Raw genomic sequence first — 23,133 nt, 5'->3', positions numbered from 1 at the left:
TGATCTGGCTCCAGGCTCAGCGCTGCGCCAGCGCCCAGGCGATGTGCTCGGCGACCACGTCGTCGGCGCCGGCCTGTGCCGCGTGCAGCGCCTGCGCGATGGCGGCGTCTCCGGTCTCGCGCCAGGCATTGCCCAGGGCCACGGCGAGGTTGCGGCGCCAGCGGCCATAGCCGATGCGGCGGATCGCGCTGCCCTCGGTGAGGCGCAGGAAATCGGCCTCGCTCCACGCCCACAGCGCCAGCAGCGTGGCCTGGCCGAGGCCGGCGCGTTCGTCGAAATCGGCCAGCGGGCTGCGCTGCGCCCAGCGGTTCCAGGGGCAGGCGAGCTGGCAGTCGTCGCAGCCGTAGATGCGGTTGCCGATCAGCGGGCGCAGCTCGGGGGCGATGGCACCCTCGTGCTCGATGGTGAGGTAGCTGATGCAGCGCCTCGCATCGAGCCGGTAGGGCGCAACGATGGCCTGCGTCGGGCAGATGTCCATGCAGGCGCTGCAGCGGCCGCAGTGGGCGCTGGCCGGTGGGTCGGCGGGCAGGGGCAGGTCGACGAAGAGTTCGCCCAGGAAGAACATCGAGCCGGCGTCGCGCGCCAGCGCCAGCGTGTGCTTGCCGCGCCAGCCCAGGCCGGCGCGCGTGGCCAGTTCGACCTCGAGCACCGGGGCGCTGTCGGTGAAGACGCGGTGGCCGCGCGGCCCCACGGCCTGCTGCAGGCGCTCGGCCAGGGTTTGCAGGCGCTGGCGCAGCACCTTGTGGTAATCGCGGCCCCGCGCATAGACCGAGACCACGGCGCGGCCGGGGTCGGCCAGCGCGGCCTGCTCGGCCGCCACCCAGCCCTCGGCCGCGCCGCGCGGCAGGTAGTCCATGCGCGCGCTGATCACGCTCACCGTGCCCGGCACCAGCTCGGCCGGGCGGGAGCGCTTCATGCCGTGCGCAGCCATGTAGCTCATGCCGCCGTGGAATCCGGCCGCCAGCCAGGCCTGCAGGCCGGGCTCGGCCGTCGCGAGGTCGATGCCGGCAATGCCGATCTGTGAGAATCCCAGCTCTCGCGCCCACCCCCGCAGCTGCTGCACCAGCGGCTGTCCGTCCAAGTGATGTCCGCCCGGCATGCGCCGATTCTAGGAAGCCGCCTGTGCAGCTGGCCCGACGAGGCCGCCTGCACCGCCTATGCCGCCACCCTGGCGCTGCACCCGGCGCTGCGCAATGCCTACATCGAGCTGCACGGCCCGCTGGGCGCCGGCAAGACCACCTTCGTGCGCCAGCTGCTGCGGGCGCTGGGCGTGGCCGGCCGCATCAAGAGCCCCACCTATGCCGTGGTCGAGCTGTACGAGCAGGACGGGCTGGCGATATCGCACTTCGATTTCTACCGCCTGACTGACAAGCGCGAATGGGCCGACGCCGGCATGCGCGATCTCTTTGCCGCGCCCGGGCTCAAGCTCGCCGAATGGCCTGAACGTGCGGCTGGCGCGTTGCCGCTGGCCGATCTGAGCCTCTTCATCGAGCCGCTGGACAACGAGGGCCGCAGCCTGCGCATCGAGGCCCACACCGCACTCGGCCTGGAACTGCTGGCATGAACGCCCGCCGCCAGGCCCTGCGCCAGATGGGCCGCCTGGCGCTGCTGCTGCCGGCCTGGTGCATCGCCTCGGCCGCTACCGCCAGCCCGGTGATCGTGGCGGTGCGCGTGTGGCCGGCCAAGGACTACACCCGCGTCACCATCGAATCCGACGCGGCCCTGGCAGCCACCCACCTGCTCACCGAGGCACCGCACCGCCTGGTGGTCGACATCGCCGGCCTGCAGCTCAGCCCCGAGCTGCGCGAGCTGGTGGGCAAGGTGCGGCCCGACGACCCCTTCATCGCCGGCGTGCGCGTGGGTCAGTACCAGCCGCGCGTGGTGCGCCTGGTGTTCGACCTGCGCCAGCCGGTGCGGCCCGAGCTGTTCACGCTGGCGCCGGTGGGTGCCTACCGCCATCGCCTGGTCTTCGATCTCTTTCCGGCCGAGGAGGCCGACCCGTTGCTGGCACTGATCCGCGAGCGCGAGACGGCGGCGCAGTCTGCCGCCGCCGCCGATGCGCTGGGCGAACTGATCGCGCGCATCGAGCAGCCGGGCGAGCCGCCCTTGCAGCCGCCGGCCGAAGCCCCAGCCGCGCCGCCCCTCGCCGCCGCCGCACCGCCGCCTCCGGCCCCGCCCACCGCGGCCGAGCGCCAGCGCGTCGACCGCCTCGTCATCGTCGCCCTTGATCCCGGCCATGGCGGTGAAGACCCCGGCGCCATCGGCCCCAGCGGCCTGCGCGAGAAGGACGTGGTGCTGGCCATCGCGCTGGCCTTGCGCGAGCGGCTGGATGCCGTGCCCGGCATGCGCGCGATGCTGACGCGCGACGCCGATTTCTTCGTGCCGCTGCACGAGCGTGTGCGCAAGGCGCGGCGGGTGCAGGCTGATCTCTTCGTCAGCATCCACGCCGATGCCTTCATGCGGCCCGAGGCGCGCGGTGCCAGCGTCTTCGCGCTGTCCACGCGCGGCGCCAGCAGCGCCGCCGCGCGTTGGATTGCGGCCAAGGAGAACGCCGCCGACGCCGTGGGCGGCGTCAACAGCCGCGCGGTGAAAGACCCCCAGCTGTTGCAGACTCTGATCGACATGAGCACAGCGGCCCAGATCAAGGACAGCCTGCGCCTGGGCGGCGAGGTGCTGGCGCGCATAGGCGGCGTCGGCCGCCTGCACAAGCCGCAGGTCGAGCAGGCCGGCTTCGCGGTACTGAAGGCGCCCGACATCCCCAGCATCCTGGTCGAGACCGCCTTCATCTCCAACCCCGACGAGGAGAAGCTGCTGCGCGATGCGGCCTACCGCGAGCGTCTGGTGGAGGCGATGACGGCCGGCATCCGGCGTTATTTCGCACGCAATCCGCCGCTGGCGCGCCAACGCCTGCTCTGAAAAACGGAATTAGTTGGCAGGCGTCCCCCGCGCTCGCGGGGGGCTGGCCGCCTTTGCGGCGCGCCGCCTGAAATCTAGACTGAAGCCCTCTCAAAACAATATTGACAGGGACATCATGCAGTTCAGACCGCTTTCCTCCAAGATGCTGGCCACTCCCTTGCGCGCCCTCGCCCTGGGCCTGCTGCTCGGCGCTGCCAGCCTGGCCCAGGCGGCGCCCATCCACGTCAACTTCGAGAGCACCGGCGTCGACCCGGCAGCCCCCGACAACGTCGGCCACGATTCGCTGCAGTTCGTGCGCGGCGGCGTGACGCTGACCGTCACCGCAACCGCGGCCCCGTCGACGGGCATCTTCACGCCGGTCAACAGCAGCCGCGCCGCGGGCGCCGGCGTCTACTTCGGCAGCACCGGCCTGGGTGTCACCATGGGCACAGGCACGACCGATTCCGACAACATGGACGGCGGCGACGGCACTTCCGCCACCGACCTGGACGAGGCCCTGGTCTTCACCTTCGACCGCGCGGTGCGCCTGACCACGCTCAATATCGGCCGCTGGGATGCGTCCATCGGCGATTTCCTGCGCTTCGAGGTCGACGGCCAGGATGCCCTCAATTACGGCGGTGTTTCCGACCACCCCGGCCTCAACCTGGTCGGCACCGTCTTCGTGGTCCATGCCGACACCGACGCGACCGAGGTCCGCATCCAGGATCTGGACTTCGAAGTCGTGCCCGAACCCGGCTCGCTGGCCCTGGTCGGCCTGGGCCTGGCCGTGCTGCGTCGCGCCCGCCGCACGCGCTGAGGCAGGGCCAAGGCCCGGCCGATCAGGTGCTGGGCGGGTCAGTGATTGCGTCCACCTGCGCCCGCATCGCGGCCCACAGCTGCTGCACATGCCGCAGCTCGGTGGCTTCGGCGCCGATGGAGACGCGCACCATCCAGCGCCCATCCAGTTGGGCCGGCGTCAGGTAGGCCAGGCCCGAGGCGTTGATGCGCTCGGCCCAGGCCTGGGTGTGGCGGTCCAGCGCCTCGCCTTCCTGCCCCGGCGGCTCGTGGCGCACGCACAGGGTCTGCAGCGTCAGCGGCGCCAGCAGGCGCCAGCCGGGGGTCTGGGCGACTTGGCCTTCGAGCCAGCGCGCATGGCCCATGTCGCGGCGCAGGCGCGCCTGCAGGCCTGCCACGCCCTGCTCGCGGATCAGGAACCAGAGCTTGAGCGCGCGAAAGCGCCGCCCCAGCGGCAGGCCCCAGTCGCGGTAGTTCCTGACCTGGCCGTCGGCCGCGGTCTGCAGGTAGCTCGGGTGGGTGGACATCACGCGCACCAGATGCTCGGCATCGCGCACGAAGTAGACCGAGCAGTCGAAGGTGGCGCCCAGCCATTTGTGCGGGTTGAGCACCAACGAGTCGGCGCCTTCGATGCCGTCCCACATCCAGCGGCATTCGGGCAGGATCATGGCCGAGCCGGCCATTGCCGCGTCGACATGCAGCCACAGGCCGTGTTGCTGCGCCAGGGCGGCGATGGCCGCCACCGGGTCGATGGCCGTGGTGGCGGTGCTGCCGCAGGTGGCCACCACGGCGCAGGGCTTGCGGCCGGCCGCCACGTCGGCGGCGATGGCCGTGGCCAGGGCTTCGGGGCGCATCGCGTGGCGCTCGTCGTGGGCGACGACGCGCACGTTGTCGCGGCCGAAGCCGGCCAGCAGCGCCGCCTTCTCCACCGAGCTGTGGCTGTGCGCCGAGACGTAGACCACCAGCGGTGCGGTCTCGGCCTGCAGGCCACCGCGCGCCAGGCCGTAGGCCGTGCTGCGCTCGCGCGCCGAGAGCAGGGCCACCAGGGTGCTGGTCGAGGCCGTATCCTGGATCACGCCGCTCCAGGCGGCCGACAGGCCCACCATCTGGCGCAGCCAGTCGGTGACGACCTCTTCCACCTCGGTCAGCGCCGGGCTGCTCTGCCAGGCCAGGCCGATGACGCCCAGGCCGCTGCTGACGAAGTCGCCCAGCACGCTGGCCAGCAGGCTGTTGGACGGAAAGTAGCCGAAGAAGCGCGGGTGCTGCCACTGCGAGAGCCCCGGCACGACGAGGCGGTCGAGATCGGCCAGGATGGCCTCGAAGGGCTCGGCCGCATCGGGCGGCGCGGCCGGCAGCGCGGCGCGGATCTCGCCCGGCTGGCTGCGCGACCTGACCGGCAGGGTTTCGAGGCGGGCACGGTAGTCGGCGATCCAGTCGATCACGGCATGGCCGTGCTGGCGGAATTCTTCGGGTGTCATGGCGGTGTGGGCCGCACCGCCCCGGCCCGGCTCAACGCGAGCGGCCGAGGTAGCGCTTGCTGCGGAAGATGGCGACCAGGGTGACGCCGACGAAGACCATGCCGCCGCTGGCGATCCAGAAGCCATAGGGGTTGTGGATCAGCGGCAGCGATTCGAAATTCATGCCGAAATAGCCGGTGATCAGGTTCAGCGGCAGGAAGATGGCGGTCAGCACGGTGAGCGTGCGCATGATGTCGTTGGTGCGGTGGCCCAAGGCGCTGAAATGCATCTGCACCGCGGTTTCGGCGCTCTGCTCGAGCCGCCGCACATGGCCCAGCACGCGCTCGACATGCTCCTGCACATCGCGTGATCGCACGCGCAGCAGCTCGCGCTCGCGCCGCGCCTGCGGGTCGGTGGCGTCGGGCCATTCGGCGAGCGCGTCTATCCATTCCTGCACTGCGCTGCGCTGGTCTTCGCAGGTGTCTTCCAGCAGGTGCAGGGCGTTGCGCGATTCGAGCAGCAGCGACCAGTCGTCGAAGCGGCTCTTGGGGTCGAGCAGCTGGGCCTGCAGATAGCCGAGCTGGCGTGTGAGCAGGCGCCGCAGGTCGAGGTAGCTGTCGACCATGTGGTTGACCATGCGCAGCATCAGGTCGGCCGGGCTGCTGGGCAGGCGGGTGGCGCCGCGGCCGTCGCTGCCGGCCACCAGGCCGGCCAGGCGGGCGGCGAAGTGGTCGAGCACCGCGCATTCGGCGGGGTGGACGGTGAGCAGCAGCTGATCGAAGGCGGCAAAGCCCACCGGCCGTGTGTCGATGGCCGCCAGCGCCTGGCGGGCCGTGGCCGCGGTGCCGGTGTTGTCGTCGACGAAGAGGCCTTCGGTGCCGGCGCCGGGCGCCAGGCGCCGGAACACCATGATGTCGTACCAGGAGGTGTAGTCGTAGTGGCTGGGCAGCTGGTTGTTCAGCAGGTCGGACGCGTGCAGGTCGACCAGCTGGCCACCGGCCAGGCGCTGCAGAGCCGCCTGCACCTCGGCCACGCCGACCTCGAATTCGCGCCGCGCGCTGCCTACCCACAGAAAGCCGCCGGCCGGCAACTCGGCCGGCAGGCCGGGCAACTCGGTGAAGCGATCAGGAAGGACGTGGAAGACGCGCATCGGCGTGTTTCAGCCGCGGCCTAGCCGCGCTTCATCAGGTGCGCCGCGTCGAGTGCGAAATAGCTCAGCACGCCGTCGGCGCCGGCGCGCTTGAAGGCCAGCAGCGCCTCCATCACCACCGCGTCGTGGTCGAGCCAGCCATTGGCGGCGGCGGCCTTGAGCATGGCGTATTCGCCGCTCACCTGATAGGCGAAGGTGGGCATGCGGAACTCGTCCTTGACGCGGCGCACGATGTCCAGGTACGGCATGCCGGGCTTGACCATCACCATGTCGGCACCCTCGGCGATGTCCAGCGCGACTTCGCGCAAGGCCTCGTCGCTGTTGCCGGGGTCCATCTGGTAGACCTTTTTGTCGCCCTTGCCCAGGTTCTTGGCCGAGCCCACGGCATCGCGGAAGGGGCCGTAGAAGGCGCTGGCGTACTTGGCGCTGTAGGCCATGATGCGGGTGTGGATGGCGCCGTTCGCCTCGAGATCGTCACGGATGGCGGCGATGCGGCCGTCCATCATGTCGCTGGGGGCGACGATGTCGACGCCGGCCTGGGCCTGGATCAGGGCCTGGCGGCGCAGCACCTCCACCGTGCTGTCGTTGACGATGTAGCCGCTGTCGTCGAGCAGCCCGTCCTGGCCGTGGCTGGTGTAGGGGTCGAGCGCGACGTCGGTGAGCAGGCCCAGGGTCGGGAAGCGTGCCTTCAGCTCGCGCACCGCACGCGGCACCAGGCCCTCGGGGTTGAGCGCCTCGCGGCCGTCGGGCGTCTTGAGCGCGGGATCTATCACTGGGAACAGCGCCATCACGGGCACGCCCAGGGCGAGGCATTCCTCGGCCACGGCGAAGAGGCCATCGACGCTGCGCCGCTGTACGCCGGGCATGCTGGCCACGTCCTGCTGCTGGCCCTGGCCGTCGAGCACGAAGACCGGCAGGATCAGATCCTCGGGGGCGAGGCGGTTCTCGCGCACCATGGCGCGGGTGAAGGCGTCACGGCGCAGGCGGCGCGGGCGGCTGCGGGGAAAACCCGGGGGTGTATGCAAGACAATCTCCTGACTATGCGCAAAGGAATGCCGCGCAATGCGGCCTTACCTGCGTAGCGCACTCGAAATCAACCTGATAAAGTCGTTCCCGGATGATAGCTGCGAGGCTTTCATCCCCTGCTTTTCCTCCCTGAGCAGGTGCCTTAGCGTGATGACAGCGATAAGGCTTACCCGCCCCGGCCTGTGCCGGGGCGCTTTTTTGTGGCCGCCATAATGGCCCGATGGGGAATACCTATCTCTGGGTCAAGGCCCTGCACATCGTCTTCGTGGCGAGCTGGTTCGCGGGCCTGTTCTACCTGCCGCGCCTGTACGTAAACCTGGCCATGGTGCCGGCCGACAGCCACGCCGAACGCGAGCGCCTGCTGTTGATGGCGCGCAAGCTCTACCGCTTCTCCAGCCTGCTGATGCTGCCGGCGCTGGCCTTGGGCTTCTGGCTCTGGCTGGGCTTGGGCGTAGGCCGCGGCAGCGGCTGGATGCACGCCAAGCTGGCCCTGGTGGTGGGCGTGGTCGGCTACCACCACATGTGCCGCTCGCTGATGCGCGGCTTCGAGCAACTGGCCAACCGGCGCAGCCACCGCTGGTACCGCGTCTTCAACGAAGTCTCGGTGCTGCTGTTCGCCGCGGTGGTGGTGCTGGTCGTCGTCAAGCCCTTCTAGGCCAGGCCTGCCATGCCCGGCGCCCGCCCCCGCAGCGCCTCGGTGCCGCTGGCGCTGGCCTATGTGGCGCTGGTGCTGTATGCCAGCCTCTATCCCTTCGACGGCTGGCGCTGGCCGCCGGGCCAGGATCTCCTGGCGCTGGCCGTGCTGCCGCGCTCGGTCTACCACCCGGCCTTCGACACCTGGTCCAACCTGCTGGGCTATATGCCGCTGGGCCTGCTGCTGGCAGTGGCGGCGCGGCGCGGCGGCGCCGGACGGCTGGGCGCGGTTCTGGCGGCTTTTGCCAGCGCGGCGCTGCTGTCCTATTTCTGCGAGCTGATGCAGCACTTCGTGCCGCAGCGCGTGCCGTCGCGCGAAGACCTGGCGCTCAACGCGGCCGGGGCGGTGGCGGGCGCGATGCTGGCGCTGGCGGCCGACGCGCTGGGCTATGTCGACCGCTGGTCACGGCTGCGCCAGCGCTGGTTCGAGGGCGAGGCGGCGATGGCCCTGACCCTGTTGGCGCTGTGGCCGGTGGGCCTGCTCTTCCCAACCCCGGTGCCGCTGGGCCTGGGCCAGGTGGGCGAGCGCCTGCGCGAAGGGCTCTCCGAACTGCTGGCCGACGTGCCCTGGGCCGGCGCGGCCCACGCCCTGCTGGCGGCGCCGCCGCCGGCCGGCACACCGCTGCGCCCGCTTTCCGAAGCGCTGATCGTGGCGCTGGGCCTGCTCGCGCCCTGCCTGGTGGCCTATGCGGCCACCGCGCCGGGTTGGCGGCGGCTGGCCATGGCGGCGGGTTCTGCGGTCGTGGGCGTGGCCGGCATGTCGGTTTCGACGCTGCTGAACTTTGGCCCCAGCCATGCGCTGGCCTGGATCTCGCCGGCCACCGTGCCAGGCCTGACGGCCGGCCTGCTGCTGGCCCTGATCGCCACGCCGCTGCCCCGGCGGCTGGCTGCCGGCCTCGGCCTGGTGGTCTTCACCGGCCTCGTCGCCGGGGTGGCCCAGGCGCCCGACAACCCTTATTTCGCGCAAAGCCTGCAGGCCTGGGAGCAGGGCCGCTTCGTGCGCTTCCACGGCCTGGCCCAGTGGGTGGGCTGGCTCTGGCCCTATGCGGCGATGGTCTGGTTGCTGGCCCAGTTGGCGGCCCGACCCCGCGCCGGGCGCTGAAATCATCACTGCCTACAATCCGTCAATGAGTTATTACCAGCATCACATCTTCTTCTGCCTCAATCAGCGCAGTGGCGGCGAAGCCTGCTGTGCCGACCACGGCGCCCAGGCCGCCTTCGATCATTGCAAATCGCGCGTCAAGGCCGCCGGGCTCAACGGCCCGGGCGGCGTGCGTGTCAACAAGGCCGGCTGCCTGGACCGCTGCGCCGGCGGCCCGGTGGCCGTGGTCTACCCTGAGGCCACCTGGTACACCTTCGTCGACAACAGCGACATCGACGAGATCGTCGAGTTGCATCTCAAGCAGGGCAAGGTCGTCGAGCGCCTGCTGCTGGCGCCTGAAATCGGCCGCTGAACGCCGCGCGCCCTGCGGCGCGAGCCCTGTTCCCGTGCGCCGACGCCGGCGCACCTCTGACCCATTCCCGCCATGAAAACGCTGATCGCCTTCTTCCTGGCCGCCTGCTGCGCGGCCGCCTCTGCCCAGACCCCGCAGCCGCCCGAGGTGGCGGCGCGCCAGTACATCCTGCTCGACCTCAACAGCAACCAGGTGCTGGCCGAACGCGAGGCCGACGTGCCCGGCGAGCCGGCCTCGTTGACCAAGCTGATGACCGCCTACCTGGTGTTCAACGCCATCCGTGACAAGAAGCTGGGGCTGGAGCAGACGCTCACGGTGTCGCGTCGCGCCTGGGACGAGCGCCGCGCCGGGGGCTCGCTGATGTTCATCGACACCACGATGACGCCCAAGGTGAGCGAGCTGCTGCGCGGCCTCATCGTGCAGAGCGGCAACGACGCTGCCATTGTGCTGGCCGAGGGCGTGGCGGGCTCGGTCGAGACCTTCGTCGAGGCCATGAACCGCCAGGCCAAGGCCTGGGGCCTGAAGAACACGCAGTTCAAGAACGTCGCCGGCCTCACCGAGCCGGGCCACCACATGAGCGCACGCGATGTCGCCATGGTCGCGGCCCACATCATCACCGAGCACCCCGATTTCTACCCCATCTACTCGATGCGGCAGTACAGCTTCAACAACATCAAGCAGGACAACCGCAACCTGCTGCTCGGGCGCGACCCCTCGGTCGACGGCATGAAGACCGGCTACACCGAAGCCGCCGGCTACTGCCTGGTGGCGAGTTCGGCGCGCGAGACGCCGGCCGGCAAGCGCCGCCTGATCAGCGTGGTGATGGGCACGGCCAGCCGCGAGGCGCGCGCCGCCGAAAGCCTGAAGCTGCTCAACTGGGGCTGGCAGGCCTGGGATGCGGTGCGCCTGTTCGAGGCCGGCAAGCCCGTGGTCACGGTGCCGGTGTGGAAGGGCGCCCAGCCCGAGGCCAAGCTGGGCGCGCCGGGCGCGCTCTACGTCACCGTGCCCAAGGGCGAGGGCGACAAGCTGAAGACCACGGTCGAGCGCACCGACCCGCTGCTGGCGCCGCTGATTGCTGCCCAGCAGGTGGGCGCCATCAAGATCACCACCGCCGCCGGCACGCCGGTGGCCACGGTGCCGCTGGTGGTGCTGGAGCCGGTGCCGCTGGCCGGCCTCTTCGGTCGCGCCTGGGACTCGATCCGGCTCTGGATCAAGTAGAGAAGTGAAGGCGCCAGGCGTGACGGCAGTGCCACAATTTGCCGTCACCCGAGAAAGCCTCCGATGAATGACGCCCTGTGCTACCTGAACGGCGAGTTCCTGCCCCTGTCCGAGGCGCGCATCCCGGTGCTCGACCGCGGCTTCATCTTCGGTGACGGCATCTACGAGGTGGTGCCGGTCTACGGCCGGCGCCTGTTCCGCTTTGACGAGCACATCGCCCGCATGGGCCGCAGCCTGGCCAAGCTGCGCATCGCCAACCCGGCCACGCGCGAGCAGTGGCTGGAGCGCTGCCGCACCCTGGTACACGCCCAGGCGTCCGAGGACCAGCTGCTCTACATCCAGATCAGCCGCGGCGTGGCGCCGCGCGACCACGTCATGCCCCAGGGGCTGGTGCCGACGGTCTTCATGCTCGCCACGACCATGAAGCCGCCCTCGGCCGAGCAGCGCCACCAGGGCGTGGCCTGCGTGACGGCACGCGACTTCCGCTGGGAGCGCGGCGACATCAAGAGCACCAGCCTGCTGGGCAATGTGCTGGCGCGCCAGATCTCGGCCGACCACGGCTGCGTGGAGACCATCCTCTTCCGCGACGGCATGCTCACCGAGGCCTCGTCCAGCAATGTCTGGGTCGTCCACGAGGGCGCGCTGCTGGGCCCGCCCAAGAGCGAGCATGTGCTCGAGGGCATACGCGTCGAGCTGCTGCGCGAGCTGTGCGAGGACTGCGGCATTGCCTACAACCTGCGCCCCGTCTCAGAGGCCGATGTGCGCACGGCCGACGAGGTGATGCTCAGCTCGGCCACCAAGGAAGTGCTGCCGGTGACCAAGATCGATGGCGAGCCCGTTGGCCATGGTGCGCTGCGCGGCAAGCCGGGGCCTGTCTATGGTCGCCTGTACGAGGCCTACCAGCAGGCCAAGGCCAGGATGTCCATCTGATGGAAGCCGACCGGCCCAGCCTGATCGAATACCCGAGCCCCTTTCCCATCAAGGTGATGGGCCAGCAGGCCGAGGGCTTCGAGGACGCGATGGTGGCCGTGGCGCGCACCTTTGATCCTGGCTTCGACCCGGCCAGCATAGAACGCCGCCCCAGCAAGGGCGGCAAATACCTGGGGCTGACGCTCACCGTCACCGCCACCAGCCGCACGCAGCTCGACGAGCTCTACCGCACGCTCAGCACCCATCCGATGGTCAAGGTGGTGCTGTAGCCGGGTCTGCAGCCGCTGCGGCAGCGCCGCGCGCCTCCAGTTCGCGCAGCTTGTAGGGCGCGGCCACATCGCCCTGGCGCGCCGCCGCCGCGTACCAGTAGCTCGCGAGGCGCAGGTCGGCCGCCACACCCTCGCCCTGCTCGTACATCGAGGCCAGCAGGTATTGCGCGCCGACATCGCCGCCCTTGGCCGCCTCGCGGTACCAGTGCGCAGCCAGCGCGGCGTCGCGCGGGCGGCCGCGGCCCAGGTAGCAGGCCGTGCCCATCGCGAGCTGGGCCTCGATGCTGCCGGCCGTGGCGGCTTTTTCGTACCAGTCGTGGGCCCGCACCAGGTCGCGCCGGCCCAGGGCGCCGTTCTCCAGGCTCTGGCCCAGCATGAACTGCGCCGTCACGAAGCCGCGCTCGGCGGCCCGCTCGAGGCCCTGCTCGGCACGGCGCAGGTCGGGGCGCGGGACCTCGCCGCGCAGGTGCATCACGGCGAGGTTGTAGTCGGCCGCCGCCACGCCCTGGCGCGCCAAGCGCTCGAAGGCGGCGCGGGCGGCGCCGTGGCGGCCGGCCTCGTAGTCCAGCACGGCGGCGTCCAGGCGGGCCTGCTGGGCCGGCGGCAGGGCCTGGGCCAGCAGGGTCCAGCCGTAAAGGGCGGCGGCGAGGCAGCGGCTGATCCATGTTCGGGCAGGCAAGGGCGGCTTCATGGGTTTTCGTCGGTGGCCGGCCATGCTGCCTTACGCGGGAGGTTTGCGCTCGAGCACGGCGATGGACGAGGCCGTGGCCGTGGTCCAATGCCCGCATGGCCGACCGCCCCAAGCTCAGCGTCAAAGCCCGCGCCCCGGCGCGCGATCCCCTGCGTGCCCCGGTTCGCGCGATGACGGCGCCGCGCAAGCCGCCACGGCCGCCGCTGGCCGAGCGCGGCGCGGCCCCGCCCGCCGAGCGCAACGAACGCAGCGCAAGGCCAGAGCGCGCCGACAGACCGCCCCGTCCCGACCGGTCGCCCGCACGCGCCGAGCGGCCGCCCCCGCGCCCGGAACGTCCGCCGCGTCCCGACCGCCAGGATCGCCCCCCTCGCCCCGACCGGCCGGTCGCGCGCCCTGACCGGGCGCCCGCCCCAGACCGCGCACCGCGCCCGCAAGCTGGGCCCCGGCCCCAGCCGGACCAGCCCGCGCGACGACCTGAACCATCGCAGCGGCCTGAGCCCGCCGCCGCCGCCGAAGGCGTGCGCGTCTCCAAGCTCATCACCGAGCGCGGCCTGGCCTCGCGGCGCGAGGCCGACGACTGGATCGAGGCCGGCTGGGTGAGCGTGGACGGCCAGGCCGTGGTGCTGGGCCAGCGCGTCGCGGCTGATGCCGCGATTGCGATCGACGAGCGCGCCCGCGTCGAGCAGGCCCGCCGCGTCACCGTGCTGCTGCACAAGCCCATCGGCTATGTCAGCGGCCAGGCCGAGGACGGCCACGAGCCGGCGCTGACCCTGGTCACGCCGGCCAACCGCTGGGTCGAGGACCGCTCGGGTCTCGAGTTCCGCGGTGCCCATCTGCGCCACCTGGCGCCGGCCGGGCGGCTGGACATCGATTCCACCGGCCTGCTGGTCTTTACCCAGGATGGCCGCATCGCCAAGCGCCTGATCGGCGACGAGACGCGGGTGGAGAAGGAATACCTGGTGCGCGTCGAATACAGCCGGCCCGGCCGCCTGCCCGACGAAGACCTGGCGCTGCTGCGCCATGGCCTCGAGCTCGACGGCGTGGCGCTGCGCCCGGCCCAGGTGAGCTGGCAAAACGAAGACCAGCTGCGGGTGGTGCTGCGCGAAGGCCGCAAGCGCCAGATCCGCCGCATGTGCGAACTGGTGGGCCTGCGCGTCGTCGGACTCAAGCGCGTGCGCATCGGCAGCGTCGTGCTGGGGCAACTGCCGCCGGGGCAGTGGCGCTATCTGCGCGACGACGAGCGCTTCTGAGTCACGCGCCGCGGCGCGCGCCTGCCCGTTGTCGACCGCCAGCGCTGCAGCGGCCGCTGCGTGGCAGCGGTTCCCCGCCAGTACAACCCGGTGGCGCGCCTTGTAGACTTTTGAAAACGGGGAGGAATACATGTTCGCAACCATCGGATTGCGCGGCCGAGTCGTGCTTGGCGCTGTCGTTATTTCGGTTCTGGCAGGTTGTGGCGGGGGTGGGGGCGGCTCTCCGCCAGCACCTCCGGCCGCGACGCTGGCGCTCGCCGACGACACGGCGACCGCCACCTGGAACGCGCCTGCGACAGTCGACGTCATTGGCAACGACCGCGCCAGCAGCGGCGGACTGAGCTTGTTGTCGGTGAGCGCGCCCGCTCATGGCACGGCTTCGGTCAGCAACGGCCGCATCGTCTACACGCCCGCGAGCGGCTACTACGGCAGCGACAGCTTCAGCTACACCGCGCGTGCCGATGACGGCGGCGCCACCTCTGCGGCGCGGGTCAGCGTCAGCGTCGAAGCGCAACTGGTGCTGGCCGGAACCGCCAGTGACGCACCATTGCCTGGCGCCGCTGTCACCGCCGACGTGGCCGGCCGCAGCTTCACCGCGACGGCGGGCGCGAACGGGGCGTTCGCTGTCACCGTGCGCAGCGCCGCATCCAGCGACTTCGTCCGCATCGACGCCGTCGGCGCCGGTGGCGTCGCGCGCCTGCGCACACTGGTCGGCGAATTTGGCGCGCTGGTGACCGCCTCCGGTGGCGGCCGGATCGACGCCGCCACGCTGTCCCGTCTGGACGCCACCCACCACAGTACCGCCATGTCGGCCCTTGCGATCCCGGCCAACGGCGGCACGCTGCCGACTACAGCCGCACAGCTGGACGCCGCCCTGGCGCGCGTGTCGCTGGACGATGCGCGCGACATGGCGGCGCTGATCCAGCGCGTCGTCGACGGCGGCGTGGCCCTGCCCGCCGGCAAGGCCGACGTCTGGTCTCTGGTGTCCGACGCAACGACCTATTCCAGCTTCCTGGCCACCACCGTGGCAGCCGACCCGGCGGCCTTCGACGCCGCGCTGCAGTCGGCCCGGGCCAGCTTGCCGCTGACCGCGCCACCGGCGGCGACTGAACTCGCCGGCCGGACCCTCGCCTACTACGGCACCGGCATCGGGCCCGATGCGGCCTATCTGGTCAGCTTCTTCGCGAACGGCAACGCGCAGGTGCGTGGCGACTTCGGGACCCTGGTTTGCACCTGGTCGCGCGACGACCGCGGTATCACGCTGACCTTTCCGCAGCCGCTGCTGGTCAGCGGCTTCAGCGAAGACTTGGATCCGGTAACGGGCCTCCAGAACGAGCTGCAGGTGTCGCAGACGGCGCTGGTGCTGCGCCGGCACGCGCTGGCGGCGGCGACCTACGACGTCACGGTGGTGGCCACCCAGACCTACCTGGACGGCTCGCGCGCTGGAACGACCGTGACGCTGGCCACCGCCAATACCCCCGGCCAGACGATGCGCGAGCTCGACCTGGCGAACCGACTGCCGGTCAGCGCGACCGAGTTCGCCACCGGAAGCCGCTGGGGCGGCTTTGCGAAGACGTTCCTCGCCAGCGCGCCGAACAACCTGCCGCGCACCGAACTGGCGCAGGACGTGATCGCGTTCGGCGGCGGTGGCGCCGGCAGCTCGCTGACCGATCCGACGGCCAGCTACACCGTCAGCGTGGCCGCGGACACCGTTTCACTCGCGCAGACCATCGCCGGCCAGACCTTCATCGCCAACGACTACGTTCGACTGGCGGTCGATGCCGACGGCAGCGAGCGCTGGCTCGCCATGGCCCCGATCACGGCCGGGGGCGGGTTCATCGGCAACGGCGTCGTCGCGAGCATCCCGGTGCATGCCGGCGGGGCCTTGACGTTCAGCATCGCGGGCTTCGCCCGCCATTGGGAAGTGTTCCGCAACGCGAGCCAGCTGGTGGAGCATGCCCTGTTCGACGACGGCACTGGCCTCAACATCGGGACTGCCGCCGGTACCGAGCCGACATCGAACCCGACCACCTGGTCCCTCGTGCCGGGGCCGGTGGACACCGTCGAAATCCGCTCGGGCGCGCCGGCGCGCCAGCGCATCCGCACCTGGACGCCGCTGGCGCGACAGGGCTCGTCGCTGTGGGTGCTGGAGGTGGTGACGATCGCGACGGCCATCGGTCCGCCCGTCACCATCATTGCGCGCGTGCTGCGTCTCGTGGATCGGGGCGCGGCGACGAAGTAGCGCCGCCGCGCGAACCCGGGGCGGTCATCCGCTGCAGCAGCAGATGACGGCCTGCGCCGCGGCTGCGCCGAGGCCTAGGCCGCCAGTCCCTGGTACAGCGCCAGGAACTCCTGCGACAGCTTGTGGCGCGCGTCCAGATGCACCATGGGCAGCGCCGCCTCGTGCGATTCCTTCATCTTGACGCTGGCGCTGAGGTAGGGCTGCAGCACCGGCAGGCCTTCGGCGATGAGCTCCGCCACCACGCGCTGCGGCAGGCTGGCGCGCGGCTGGAACTGATTGACGACGATGCCCTCGACCTCCAGCCCCGCGTTGTGGTCGGCCTGGATCTCCTTCACGCTCTCGAGCAGGCCGTAGAGCGCGTGGCGCGAGAAGTCATCGCAATCAAACGGGATCAGGCAACGTTCGGCGGCGATGAGCGCCGAACGCGTGTAGAAGTTCAGCGCCGGCGGGGTGTCGATCCAGATCTCGTCGTAGCTGGAGGCCAGCTCGGCCAGGGCATCGCGCAGCTTGTAGATCTTGTAGCGGCTCTCCAGCTTGCCGTGCAGCTCTTCGAGCGCGCCGCTGGAGGGCATCAGGTGCAGGTTCTCGAAGGGTGTCTCGACGATGTATTCGGCGGTCTTGGGCGCGCGCATCGCAAAGCTGAGCGTGGTGCCGAAGAACTCGGCAGCACCGGCGCCGGGGTCGGCATCGCCTATCAGGTAGCGCGTCGAATTCGCCTGGGGATCGAGATCCACCACCAGCGTGCGCTGTCCCTGGCTGGCCGCCACGGCGGCGAGGTTGCAGGTGATGGTCGACTTGCCGACCCCGCCCTTCTGGTTGAACACGACGCGGCGCATGCAGGGTTCCCTGGTCTGGATGGCGAAACCCGGATTGTGCATCGCAGCACCTGCGGCGCTTTCGCCGCGTCCGCCTGCTAATCTCGCCCGATGTCGACTTCTCCACCGGCCGCCGTGGCTCCCGTTGCCATGGTGACCGTCGCCCCCGGCCTGGCCGCCCTGGCGCTGTCGTTGCTGCTGGGCCTGCAGCCGGTGACCACCGACATCTACCTGCCGGCCCTGCCCATGCTCACGGCGGCGCTGGGCGCCTCGATGGCCTCGGCGCAGCTGACGATGTCGGCCCTCATCCTCGCCTTCGGCTTCGCCCAGCTCGCCTGGGGCCCGGTGGCCGACCGCGTCGGGCGGCGCCCGGTGCTGCTGTGGGGGCTGGCGCTCTACACCGCGGCCAGCCTGGGCGCGGCCATGGCCGGCAGCATCACCGCCCTCATCGTCTGGCGCGTGCTGCAGGGCGCGGCGATGGCGGCGGCCGTGGTGTGTGCGCGCGCCATCGTGCGCGACCTCTACGAGCCGCAGGAAGGCGCCCAGGTGATGGCGCTGGCGCTGACCGGGCTGGGCGCCATCGCCCTGGCGTCGCCTCTGGCCGGCGGTGCGGCGGCGGCGCTGTGGGGCTGGCGCGGCACGCTCGCACTGGTGGCCGCGGCGGGCGCCGCCACACTCGCTTTCGTCGCACTGCGCCTGCCCGAAACCGCGAGCCGGCTCAACCCTCGGGCCACCTCGTGGGCGCCGCTGCTGCAAAGCTGGCGCGAGATCGCGGTACACCGCGTCTTCCTGGCCTGGGCCCTGCTCGTGGCTTGTACCTATGGCGGCCTCTTCATCGTGCTGGCGGCCTCGTCCTTCGTCTACATGGACGTGCTGGGCCTCTCGCCTGCCGCCTATGGCGCAGCGATGGCCGTGGGCTCCTTCACCTACCTGCTGTCCACCTTGGTGTGCCGGCGCTGGATAGGCCGCCTGGGCATGACGGCCACGGTGAAGCGCGGCGCCTTCTTCACGCTGGCCGGCGGCCTGCTCGCGGCGGGGCTGGCCGCCGCCGGCGTGCAGGCGGTGTGGGCGGTGCTGCTGCCGCAATGCCTCTACCTCTTCGGCCATGGCCTGCACCAGCCCTGCGGCCAGGCTGGCGTGGTGGCGCCGTTTCCGCGTGCCGCCGGCACCGCCTCGGCGCTGGCCGGCTTCCTGCTGGCGCTGGTGGCCTTCGTCGTCGGACGCTGGCTGGGCGTGGCGCTGGACGGCAGCACGCGGCCTCTGGCCTATGGCCTGGCCTTCTGGGCCGTGGCCACCGCGGTCGTGGCCTGGACCCTGGTCCAGCGCGTCCACCGCGCCGGGCCGGTGTCGGGATGAGCGCCGCAATCTGTCTGGCCGGGCCCACCGCCGCGGGCAAGACCGCGGTGGCGCTGGCCCTGGCCGAACGTTTGCCGCTGGAAATCATCAGCGTCGACTCGGCGCTGGTCTACCGCGGCATGGACATAGCCACCGCCAAGCCCAGCGCCGCCGAGCGCGCCGCCGTGCCCCACCACCTGATCGACATCCTCGACCCTCGCGAGGCTTATTCGGCGGCCCGCTTTGCCGCCGATGCGCAGCGGCTGGTGGTCGAGATCCGGCAGCGTGGCCGCCTGCCGCTGCTGGTGGGCGGCACCATGCTGTACTTCAAGGCCTTGCGCGAGGGCCTGGACGCAATGCCGGCGGCCGACGCCGAGGTGCGCGCCGCCATCGACCGCGAAGCCGCGGCGCTCGGCTGGCCGGCCCTGCACGCCGAACTGGCTCGCGTCGACCCCGCCACCGCGGCGCGCCTGGCGCCGGCCGATGCCCAGCGTATCCAGCGCGCGCTCGAGGTCTGGCGCGCCAGCGGCCGCACACTCAGCGACTGGCATGCCCAGGGCGGCGCACGCCCGCCGCCGGCTGCGGCCGGGTGGCCGCTGGTGGCGCTGGAGCCGCAGTCGCGCGCCTGGCTGCACGGGCGCATCGCCGAGCGCTTCGACGCCATGCTGGCTGCCGGCCTGGTCGACGAGGTGAAGGCCTTGCGAGCGCGTGGCGACCTGCATCCTGGCCTGCCCGCCATGCGCTGCGTCGGCTACCGCCAAGCCTGGGAGGCGCTGGATTCGGGCCGCCTGGACGGCTTGCGTGCGTGCGGCCTGGCCGCCACCCGCCAGCTTGCCAAGCGCCAGTTGACCTGGCTCCGCGCCAGCCCCGAACGCCATGTGATCGCTTGCGATGCCGACGGCGCCACGGCGCACGCGGTCGGCCTGTTGATGGATCTCGCCGGCCGGACATGACCGTGCGGCATCGATCTTGCTGGCCTGTCCTGCAAGCTTGCATGCACCAGCCGGCGACCCCCCGCACCTAGGGTGATGCCCCGAGTGGGTGCGCGGAGGTTCGCGATATAGTGCCGCGCCTTGACCGCATCCGGTCATGCCGGCTCACGAGGCTGGATTCGGGACATTACGGCGTACCGCGCGATATCTCATGTGCGGCACGGCCTGGAGGGATGAGTGGATTTCGCCCAACAACAACGCAATCCGGGCAGGCACGCCGTCGGTTTCGGCTTCGTGCTGGTGCTGCACCTGCTGATCGGCTGGGCGCTGGTCAACGGCCTCGCGCAACGCCTGGTCGAGGTGATCAAGTCTCCGCTCGAGACCAAGATCATCGAGGAGGTGAAGCCGCCGCCGCCGCCGCCGCCCGAGAACCTGCCGCCGCCGCCCAAGTTCGCGCCGCCGCCGCCGTCCTTCGTGCCACCGCCCGAGGTCAACGTGAACCCGCCGCCGACCCCGGCGCCGACCATCACCACGACCCAGGTCGCGCCGCCGCCGACGCCAGTGACCATCGCGCCGCCGCCGGCCCCGCCGCGGGCGCCGGTGCGCGTCGAGCCCAAGATCGACTTCGCGTCGAAGTGCGACCGCCCCGACTACAACGCCGCGGCGCGCCGCGCCGAGGCCCAGGGCACGGTGGTCGTGGTCTACACCATGGACACCAATGGCGTGATCAACGAGGCCACGGTCGAGAAATCGGCCGGCCCGACGCGCGAGCACAAGATGCTCGACCGCCTCACCCTCGAGGCGGTGAAGGCCTGCAAGGGCACGCCGGGCACGCTCGACGGCAAGCCCGAGAAGCTGACCGCCCGCGTCACCTACGTCTGGAAGATCACCGACTAGTTCTCTCTCCCCACGCGCGTGGCCTGCGGGGCCGCGCCGGCCCGTTCCTTTGGAGTTCCACATGACCATGACCAAGTTCAACAATGCCCGCTCGTGGCTGGCCAAGACGCTCGCCTCGGCGCTGGCCGGCCTGGTGCTGGCCTGCAGCCTGCCCACCGCCGCGCTGGCCCAGGCCGCCTCGGCCCCCGCCCCCGCGGCGCCGCCGGCCGCGGTGGCGCCCGCCGTCACCGAAGAAGCCGTCGACAACCCCTATGGCCTGAAGGCGCTGTGGACGCAGGGCGACTTCGTCGCCCGCGGCACCCTCATCATCATGGTCATCATGTCGATGGGCAGCTGGTACATCATCTTCACCAAGCTGTTCGAGCAGCGCGCCATGCTCAAGAGCGCGCGCAGCTCGGCCGACTCGTTCTGGAAGGCCAGCTCGATCAAGGCTGGCGTCGGCGCCCTCGAGGAAGGCTCGGCCTTTCGCTTCATCGCCGAGCGCGGCATCACCTCGAGCGATCACCACGAAGGCACGATGGTCGAGACCATCGACAAGCACACCTGGATCAGCATGTCGATCGACCGCGCCGTCGGCAACATCCAGGGCCGGCTGCAGGACGGCATGGCCTTCCTTGCCACCGTCGGCTCCACGGCTCCGTTCGTGGGCCTGTTCGGCACCGTCTGGGGCATCTACAACGCCCTGGTCAAGATCGGCATCAGCGGCCAGGCCAGCATCGACAAGGTCGCCGGCCCGGTGGGCGAGTCGCTCATCATGACCGCCATCGGCCTGGCCGTCGCGGTGCCCGCGGTGATGGGCTACAACTGGCTCATCCGCCGCAACAAGGCCGTGATGGACGAGACCAAGGCCTTCGCCGGCGACCTGCTCAACGTGCTCATCGCCGGCAAGCGCTCGTGACAGCCGCCAGGCTGTCCCGGCCCCACGCCGGCAGCGCAGGAGAATCCGCATGGCGATGAACGTAGGCCCCGCCGCCGAAGACGGCGAGGAACAGCTCAACAACACCATCAACACCACGCCGCTGGTCGACGTGATGCTGGTGCTGCTGATCATCTTCCTCATCACCATCCCGGTGGTGACGCAGTCGATCAAGCTCGACCTGCCCAAGGAACGCAATCTGCCCACGCAGACCAAGCCCGAGAACATCGTCATCGCGGTCAACCGCGACGGCGAGGTCTACTGGGGCATGGAGCGCATGCCCGATGCCGAGGCCCTGGTGGCGCGGCTCAAGGTCGAGTCGGTCAAGGAGCCCCAGCCCGAGGTCCACATCCGCGGCGACAACGAGGTGCGCTACGAATCGGTGGGCCGCATCGTCGTGGCCTGCCAGCGTGCGGGCATCTACAAGGTCGGCTTCATCACCGAGCCGCCGGCGGGCGCCGCCGCCCGGCTGAACTAGGAGTCCCGCGTAAATGGGATTGAAAACATGGGCATGAACATAGGCAGTGGCGGCGGCGGTGACGAGCCCGACGTGATGGTTGATATCAACACCACGCCGCTGATCGACGTGATGCTGGTCTTGCTGATCATGTTCATCATCACCATCCCCATCCAGACGCATGCGGTGAAGATGAACATGCCGGTGCCCAACAATGCGGCGCCGCCGCCGCGGCCGCCGGAGATCATCCGCATCGACGTCGATTTCGACGGCACCATTGGCTGGAACGGCGAGGTCATCCAGGCCGGCGACCGCGCCGCCATCGAGGCTCGCCTGGCCGCCGTGGCGGCCCTGTCCGACCAGCCTGAGGTACACCTTCGTCCCAACAAGCTGGTGGTCTACAAGCATGTGGCGATGATCATGGCCACCGCCCAGCGCCTGGGCGTGACCAAGATCGGCATCGTCGGCAACGAGCAATTCCTCTGAAGAGAACCCCGCGTCCCATGAGCAAGAGCCTTCGCACCCTGGTCCTGACCCTGGCGGCCTGCGCCTCGCTGAGCCTGGCCCAGGCCCAGGGCGTGCGGCCCGAGGTCGGCAATCCGCTCAAGCAGGCCGGCGAGCTGCTGCGCGCGGGCAAGGCCAAGGAGGCCCTGGCCAAGGTGCGCGACGCCGACGCCGTGGGTGGCAAGACGGCCACCGAACAGCTGACCATAGACCGCATGAAGGCCGCCGCCGCCCAGCGCGCGGGCGACTGGGCCACCGCCATCCAGGCGCTGGAGGCCGTACACGCCAAGGCGGCCGGCGCCGAGCAGGGCCAGCTGGCCGAGCAGCTGGCCTCGGCCTACACCCAGCAGAAGAACAATGCCAAGGCCATCGAATGGCTGAACAAGGCAGTGGCGGCCGGCAACACCAGCCCCACCGTCAAGCAGTTGCAGAGCTATCTGCAATCGGCCAGCGGTGACTTTGCCGCCATCGCCCGCGACGCCGGCGCCGCTGTGGCCGCCGCCGAGCAGGCCGGCCGCCGCCCCGAAGAGGGCGAACTGCTGCGCCTGGCCGATGCCCAGCAGCGCACCGGCAACCTCAATGGCTATGCCGGCAGCCTCGAGAAACTGCTGTTCAACTATCCCAAGAAGGACTACTGGAGCGCCTACCTCGGCCGCCTGGCGCGCAAGCCGGGCTTTGCCGACCGTTTCACGCTCGACCTGCTGCGCCTGCGCCTGGCCAGTGGCACGCTCACCAAGACCGAGGACTTCATGGAGATGGCCCAGCTCAGCCTGCAGGCCGGCCTGCCGGCCGAGGCGCGCAGCATCGCCGACCAGGGCTTCAAGGCCGGCGCCCTGGGCACGGGCGCCGAGGCCGGCCGCCACCAGCGCCTGCGCGAGCTGGCCGTCAAGCAAGAGGCCGAATCCAAGGCCGCGCTGGCCGCCCAGACCAGCGAGGCCGAGGGCTTCAAGGAAGGCGACGGCCTGGTCAAGGTCGGCTACGCCCACGTCTCGCTGGGCCAGGTCGACAAGGGCATCGAGCTGATCCAGAAGGGCATCGCCAAGGGCAATCTCAAGCGCCCCGAGGATGCCAAGCTGCGCCTGGGCATGGCCCAGCTGCAATCGGCCAAGTCCAAGGCCGCCGCGCTGCAGACGCTGCGCAGCGTCAAGGGCAATGATGGCGCGGCCGACATCGCGCGACTGTGGACCATCCTGGGCGCGGGCTGAGC

The 23,133-nt window shown here is 70.8% G+C and carries 24 protein-coding genes; 18 read left to right on the top strand and 6 right to left on the bottom strand.

Annotation, left to right across the window (positions count from 1 at the left end; genetic code table 11):
- Positions 1-16: 16 nt before the first annotated feature.
- Entirely contained in the window at positions 17-1,099 is a 1,083-nt protein-coding gene (queG, locus tag JMV16_RS21000; protein WP_201496265.1) for a tRNA epoxyqueuosine(34) reductase QueG, read from the bottom strand.
- Between queG and tsaE the strand changes: the two genes are divergently transcribed.
- The 3 genes from tsaE to JMV16_RS20985 all read left to right on the top strand — a co-directional run bounded on the left by tsaE (position 1,085) and on the right by JMV16_RS20985 (position 3,712).
- On the top strand, positions 1,085-1,564 hold the full coding sequence (gene tsaE / locus JMV16_RS20995) for a tRNA (adenosine(37)-N6)-threonylcarbamoyltransferase complex ATPase subunit type 1 TsaE (protein ID WP_201496264.1): 480 nt from the start codon (positions 1,085-1,087) through the stop codon (positions 1,562-1,564). The two genes, queG and tsaE, sit on opposite strands and share 15 nt — an antisense overlap.
- Positions 1,561-2,916, top strand: a complete 1,356-nt coding sequence (locus JMV16_RS20990) for an N-acetylmuramoyl-L-alanine amidase (protein ID WP_201496263.1) — start codon at positions 1,561-1,563, stop codon at positions 2,914-2,916. The genes tsaE and JMV16_RS20990 overlap by 4 nt, the downstream gene beginning before the upstream one ends.
- A 115-nt stretch (positions 2,917-3,031) precedes the next feature.
- Positions 3,032-3,712, top strand: coding sequence for a PEP-CTERM sorting domain-containing protein (locus JMV16_RS20985; protein ID WP_201496262.1), 681 nt, complete (start codon positions 3,032-3,034; stop codon positions 3,710-3,712).
- 22 nt (positions 3,713-3,734) lie between these two features.
- On the opposite strand, the gene JMV16_RS20980 is transcribed toward JMV16_RS20985, so the two are convergent.
- From JMV16_RS20980 to hemB, 3 genes are read right to left on the bottom strand one after another with little or no spacing between them, the layout of a single operon-like run.
- On the bottom strand, positions 3,735-5,168 hold the full coding sequence (locus tag JMV16_RS20980) for a pyridoxal phosphate-dependent decarboxylase family protein (protein WP_201496261.1): 1,434 nt from the start codon (positions 5,166-5,168) through the stop codon (positions 3,735-3,737).
- Positions 5,169-5,199: 31 nt separating this feature from the next.
- Positions 5,200-6,297, bottom strand: a complete 1,098-nt coding sequence (locus JMV16_RS20975) for a magnesium transporter CorA family protein (RefSeq protein ID WP_201496260.1) — start codon at positions 6,295-6,297, stop codon at positions 5,200-5,202.
- A gap of 20 nt (positions 6,298-6,317) precedes the next feature.
- On the bottom strand, positions 6,318-7,322 hold the full coding sequence (gene hemB / locus JMV16_RS20970; protein ID WP_411565057.1) for a porphobilinogen synthase: 1,005 nt from the start codon (positions 7,320-7,322) through the stop codon (positions 6,318-6,320).
- Positions 7,323-7,543: 221 nt separating this feature from the next.
- Here hemB and JMV16_RS20965 point away from each other — a divergent pair, with 221 nt between their 5' ends.
- From JMV16_RS20965 to JMV16_RS20940, 6 genes are all read left to right on the top strand, one after another.
- Positions 7,544-7,978 carry a CopD family protein gene (locus JMV16_RS20965; RefSeq protein WP_201496259.1) on the top strand — a complete coding sequence of 145 codons (435 nt, stop codon included), beginning with the start codon at positions 7,544-7,546 and terminating at the stop codon, positions 7,976-7,978.
- 12 nt (positions 7,979-7,990) lie between these two features.
- Positions 7,991-9,118, top strand: a complete 1,128-nt coding sequence (locus tag JMV16_RS20960; RefSeq protein WP_201496258.1) for a VanZ family protein — start codon at positions 7,991-7,993, stop codon at positions 9,116-9,118.
- A gap of 25 nt (positions 9,119-9,143) precedes the next feature.
- The gene (locus JMV16_RS20955) at positions 9,144-9,470 is read left to right on the top strand and encodes a (2Fe-2S) ferredoxin domain-containing protein (protein WP_201496257.1); all 327 of its coding nucleotides are present in this window, start codon (positions 9,144-9,146) and stop codon (positions 9,468-9,470) included.
- A gap of 72 nt (positions 9,471-9,542) precedes the next feature.
- On the top strand, positions 9,543-10,688 hold the full coding sequence (locus JMV16_RS20950; RefSeq protein ID WP_201496256.1) for a D-alanyl-D-alanine carboxypeptidase family protein: 1,146 nt from the start codon (positions 9,543-9,545) through the stop codon (positions 10,686-10,688).
- A gap of 63 nt (positions 10,689-10,751) precedes the next feature.
- A complete protein-coding gene (locus JMV16_RS20945; protein ID WP_201496255.1) occupies positions 10,752-11,618 on the top strand; it encodes a D-amino acid aminotransferase in 867 nt (288 codons plus the stop codon).
- Positions 11,618-11,887, top strand: coding sequence for a YbeD family protein (locus tag JMV16_RS20940; protein WP_201496254.1), 270 nt, complete (start codon positions 11,618-11,620; stop codon positions 11,885-11,887). Before JMV16_RS20945 ends, JMV16_RS20940 begins: the two co-directional genes overlap by 1 nt.
- On the opposite strand, the gene JMV16_RS20935 is transcribed toward JMV16_RS20940, so the two are convergent.
- On the bottom strand, positions 11,871-12,566 hold the full coding sequence (locus tag JMV16_RS20935; RefSeq protein WP_201496253.1) for a tetratricopeptide repeat protein: 696 nt from the start codon (positions 12,564-12,566) through the stop codon (positions 11,871-11,873). The two genes, JMV16_RS20940 and JMV16_RS20935, sit on opposite strands and share 17 nt — an antisense overlap.
- A gap of 530 nt (positions 12,567-13,096) precedes the next feature.
- Here JMV16_RS20935 and JMV16_RS24330 point away from each other — a divergent pair.
- Positions 13,097-13,828, top strand: a complete 732-nt coding sequence (locus JMV16_RS24330; protein ID WP_236580636.1) for a pseudouridine synthase — start codon at positions 13,097-13,099, stop codon at positions 13,826-13,828.
- Positions 13,829-13,958: 130 nt separating this feature from the next.
- Positions 13,959-16,070 carry an Ig-like domain-containing protein gene (locus JMV16_RS20925; protein ID WP_201496251.1) on the top strand — a complete coding sequence of 704 codons (2,112 nt, stop codon included), beginning with the start codon at positions 13,959-13,961 and terminating at the stop codon, positions 16,068-16,070.
- Positions 16,071-16,144: 74 nt separating this feature from the next.
- On the opposite strand, the gene JMV16_RS20920 is transcribed toward JMV16_RS20925, so the two are convergent.
- Entirely contained in the window at positions 16,145-16,906 is a 762-nt protein-coding gene (locus JMV16_RS20920) for a ParA family protein (protein ID WP_201496250.1), read from the bottom strand.
- A 90-nt stretch (positions 16,907-16,996) separates the two neighbouring features.
- On the opposite strand from JMV16_RS20920, the gene JMV16_RS20915 reads away from it, so the two are divergent.
- The 7 genes from JMV16_RS20915 (at position 16,997) to JMV16_RS20885 (ending at position 23,131) form a co-directional block, all read left to right on the top strand.
- A complete protein-coding gene (locus JMV16_RS20915; protein ID WP_201496249.1) occupies positions 16,997-18,241 on the top strand; it encodes a Bcr/CflA family efflux MFS transporter in 1,245 nt (414 codons plus the stop codon).
- Positions 18,238-19,173, top strand: a complete 936-nt coding sequence (gene miaA / locus JMV16_RS20910; protein WP_201496248.1) for a tRNA (adenosine(37)-N6)-dimethylallyltransferase MiaA — start codon at positions 18,238-18,240, stop codon at positions 19,171-19,173. The genes JMV16_RS20915 and miaA overlap by 4 nt, the downstream gene beginning before the upstream one ends.
- 216 nt (positions 19,174-19,389) lie before the next feature.
- Entirely contained in the window at positions 19,390-20,049 is a 660-nt protein-coding gene (locus JMV16_RS20905; protein WP_236580635.1) for an energy transducer TonB, read from the top strand.
- Between the two features lie 61 nt (positions 20,050-20,110).
- Positions 20,111-20,947: a MotA/TolQ/ExbB proton channel family protein gene (locus JMV16_RS20900; RefSeq protein WP_236580634.1), complete on the top strand. Its 837-nt coding sequence runs from the start codon at positions 20,111-20,113 to the stop codon at positions 20,945-20,947.
- Between the two features lie 49 nt (positions 20,948-20,996).
- On the top strand, positions 20,997-21,443 hold the full coding sequence (locus tag JMV16_RS20895) for an ExbD/TolR family protein (RefSeq protein WP_201496247.1): 447 nt from the start codon (positions 20,997-20,999) through the stop codon (positions 21,441-21,443).
- 27 nt (positions 21,444-21,470) lie between these two features.
- Entirely contained in the window at positions 21,471-21,908 is a 438-nt protein-coding gene (locus tag JMV16_RS20890; protein WP_201496246.1) for an ExbD/TolR family protein, read from the top strand.
- Positions 21,909-21,925: 17 nt separating this feature from the next.
- Complete coding sequence (locus JMV16_RS20885; RefSeq protein ID WP_201496245.1) at positions 21,926-23,131, top strand: hypothetical protein; 1,206 nt, start codon at positions 21,926-21,928, stop codon at positions 23,129-23,131.
- Positions 23,132-23,133: the final 2 nt, after the last annotated feature.

This window comes from Rubrivivax sp. A210, assembly GCF_904426505.1.
GTDB lineage: Bacteria > Pseudomonadota > Gammaproteobacteria > Burkholderiales > Burkholderiaceae_C > Rubrivivax.
Note: the sequence above shows the minus strand (reverse complement) of the source record. Positions and strands in the feature narration are given on the sequence as shown.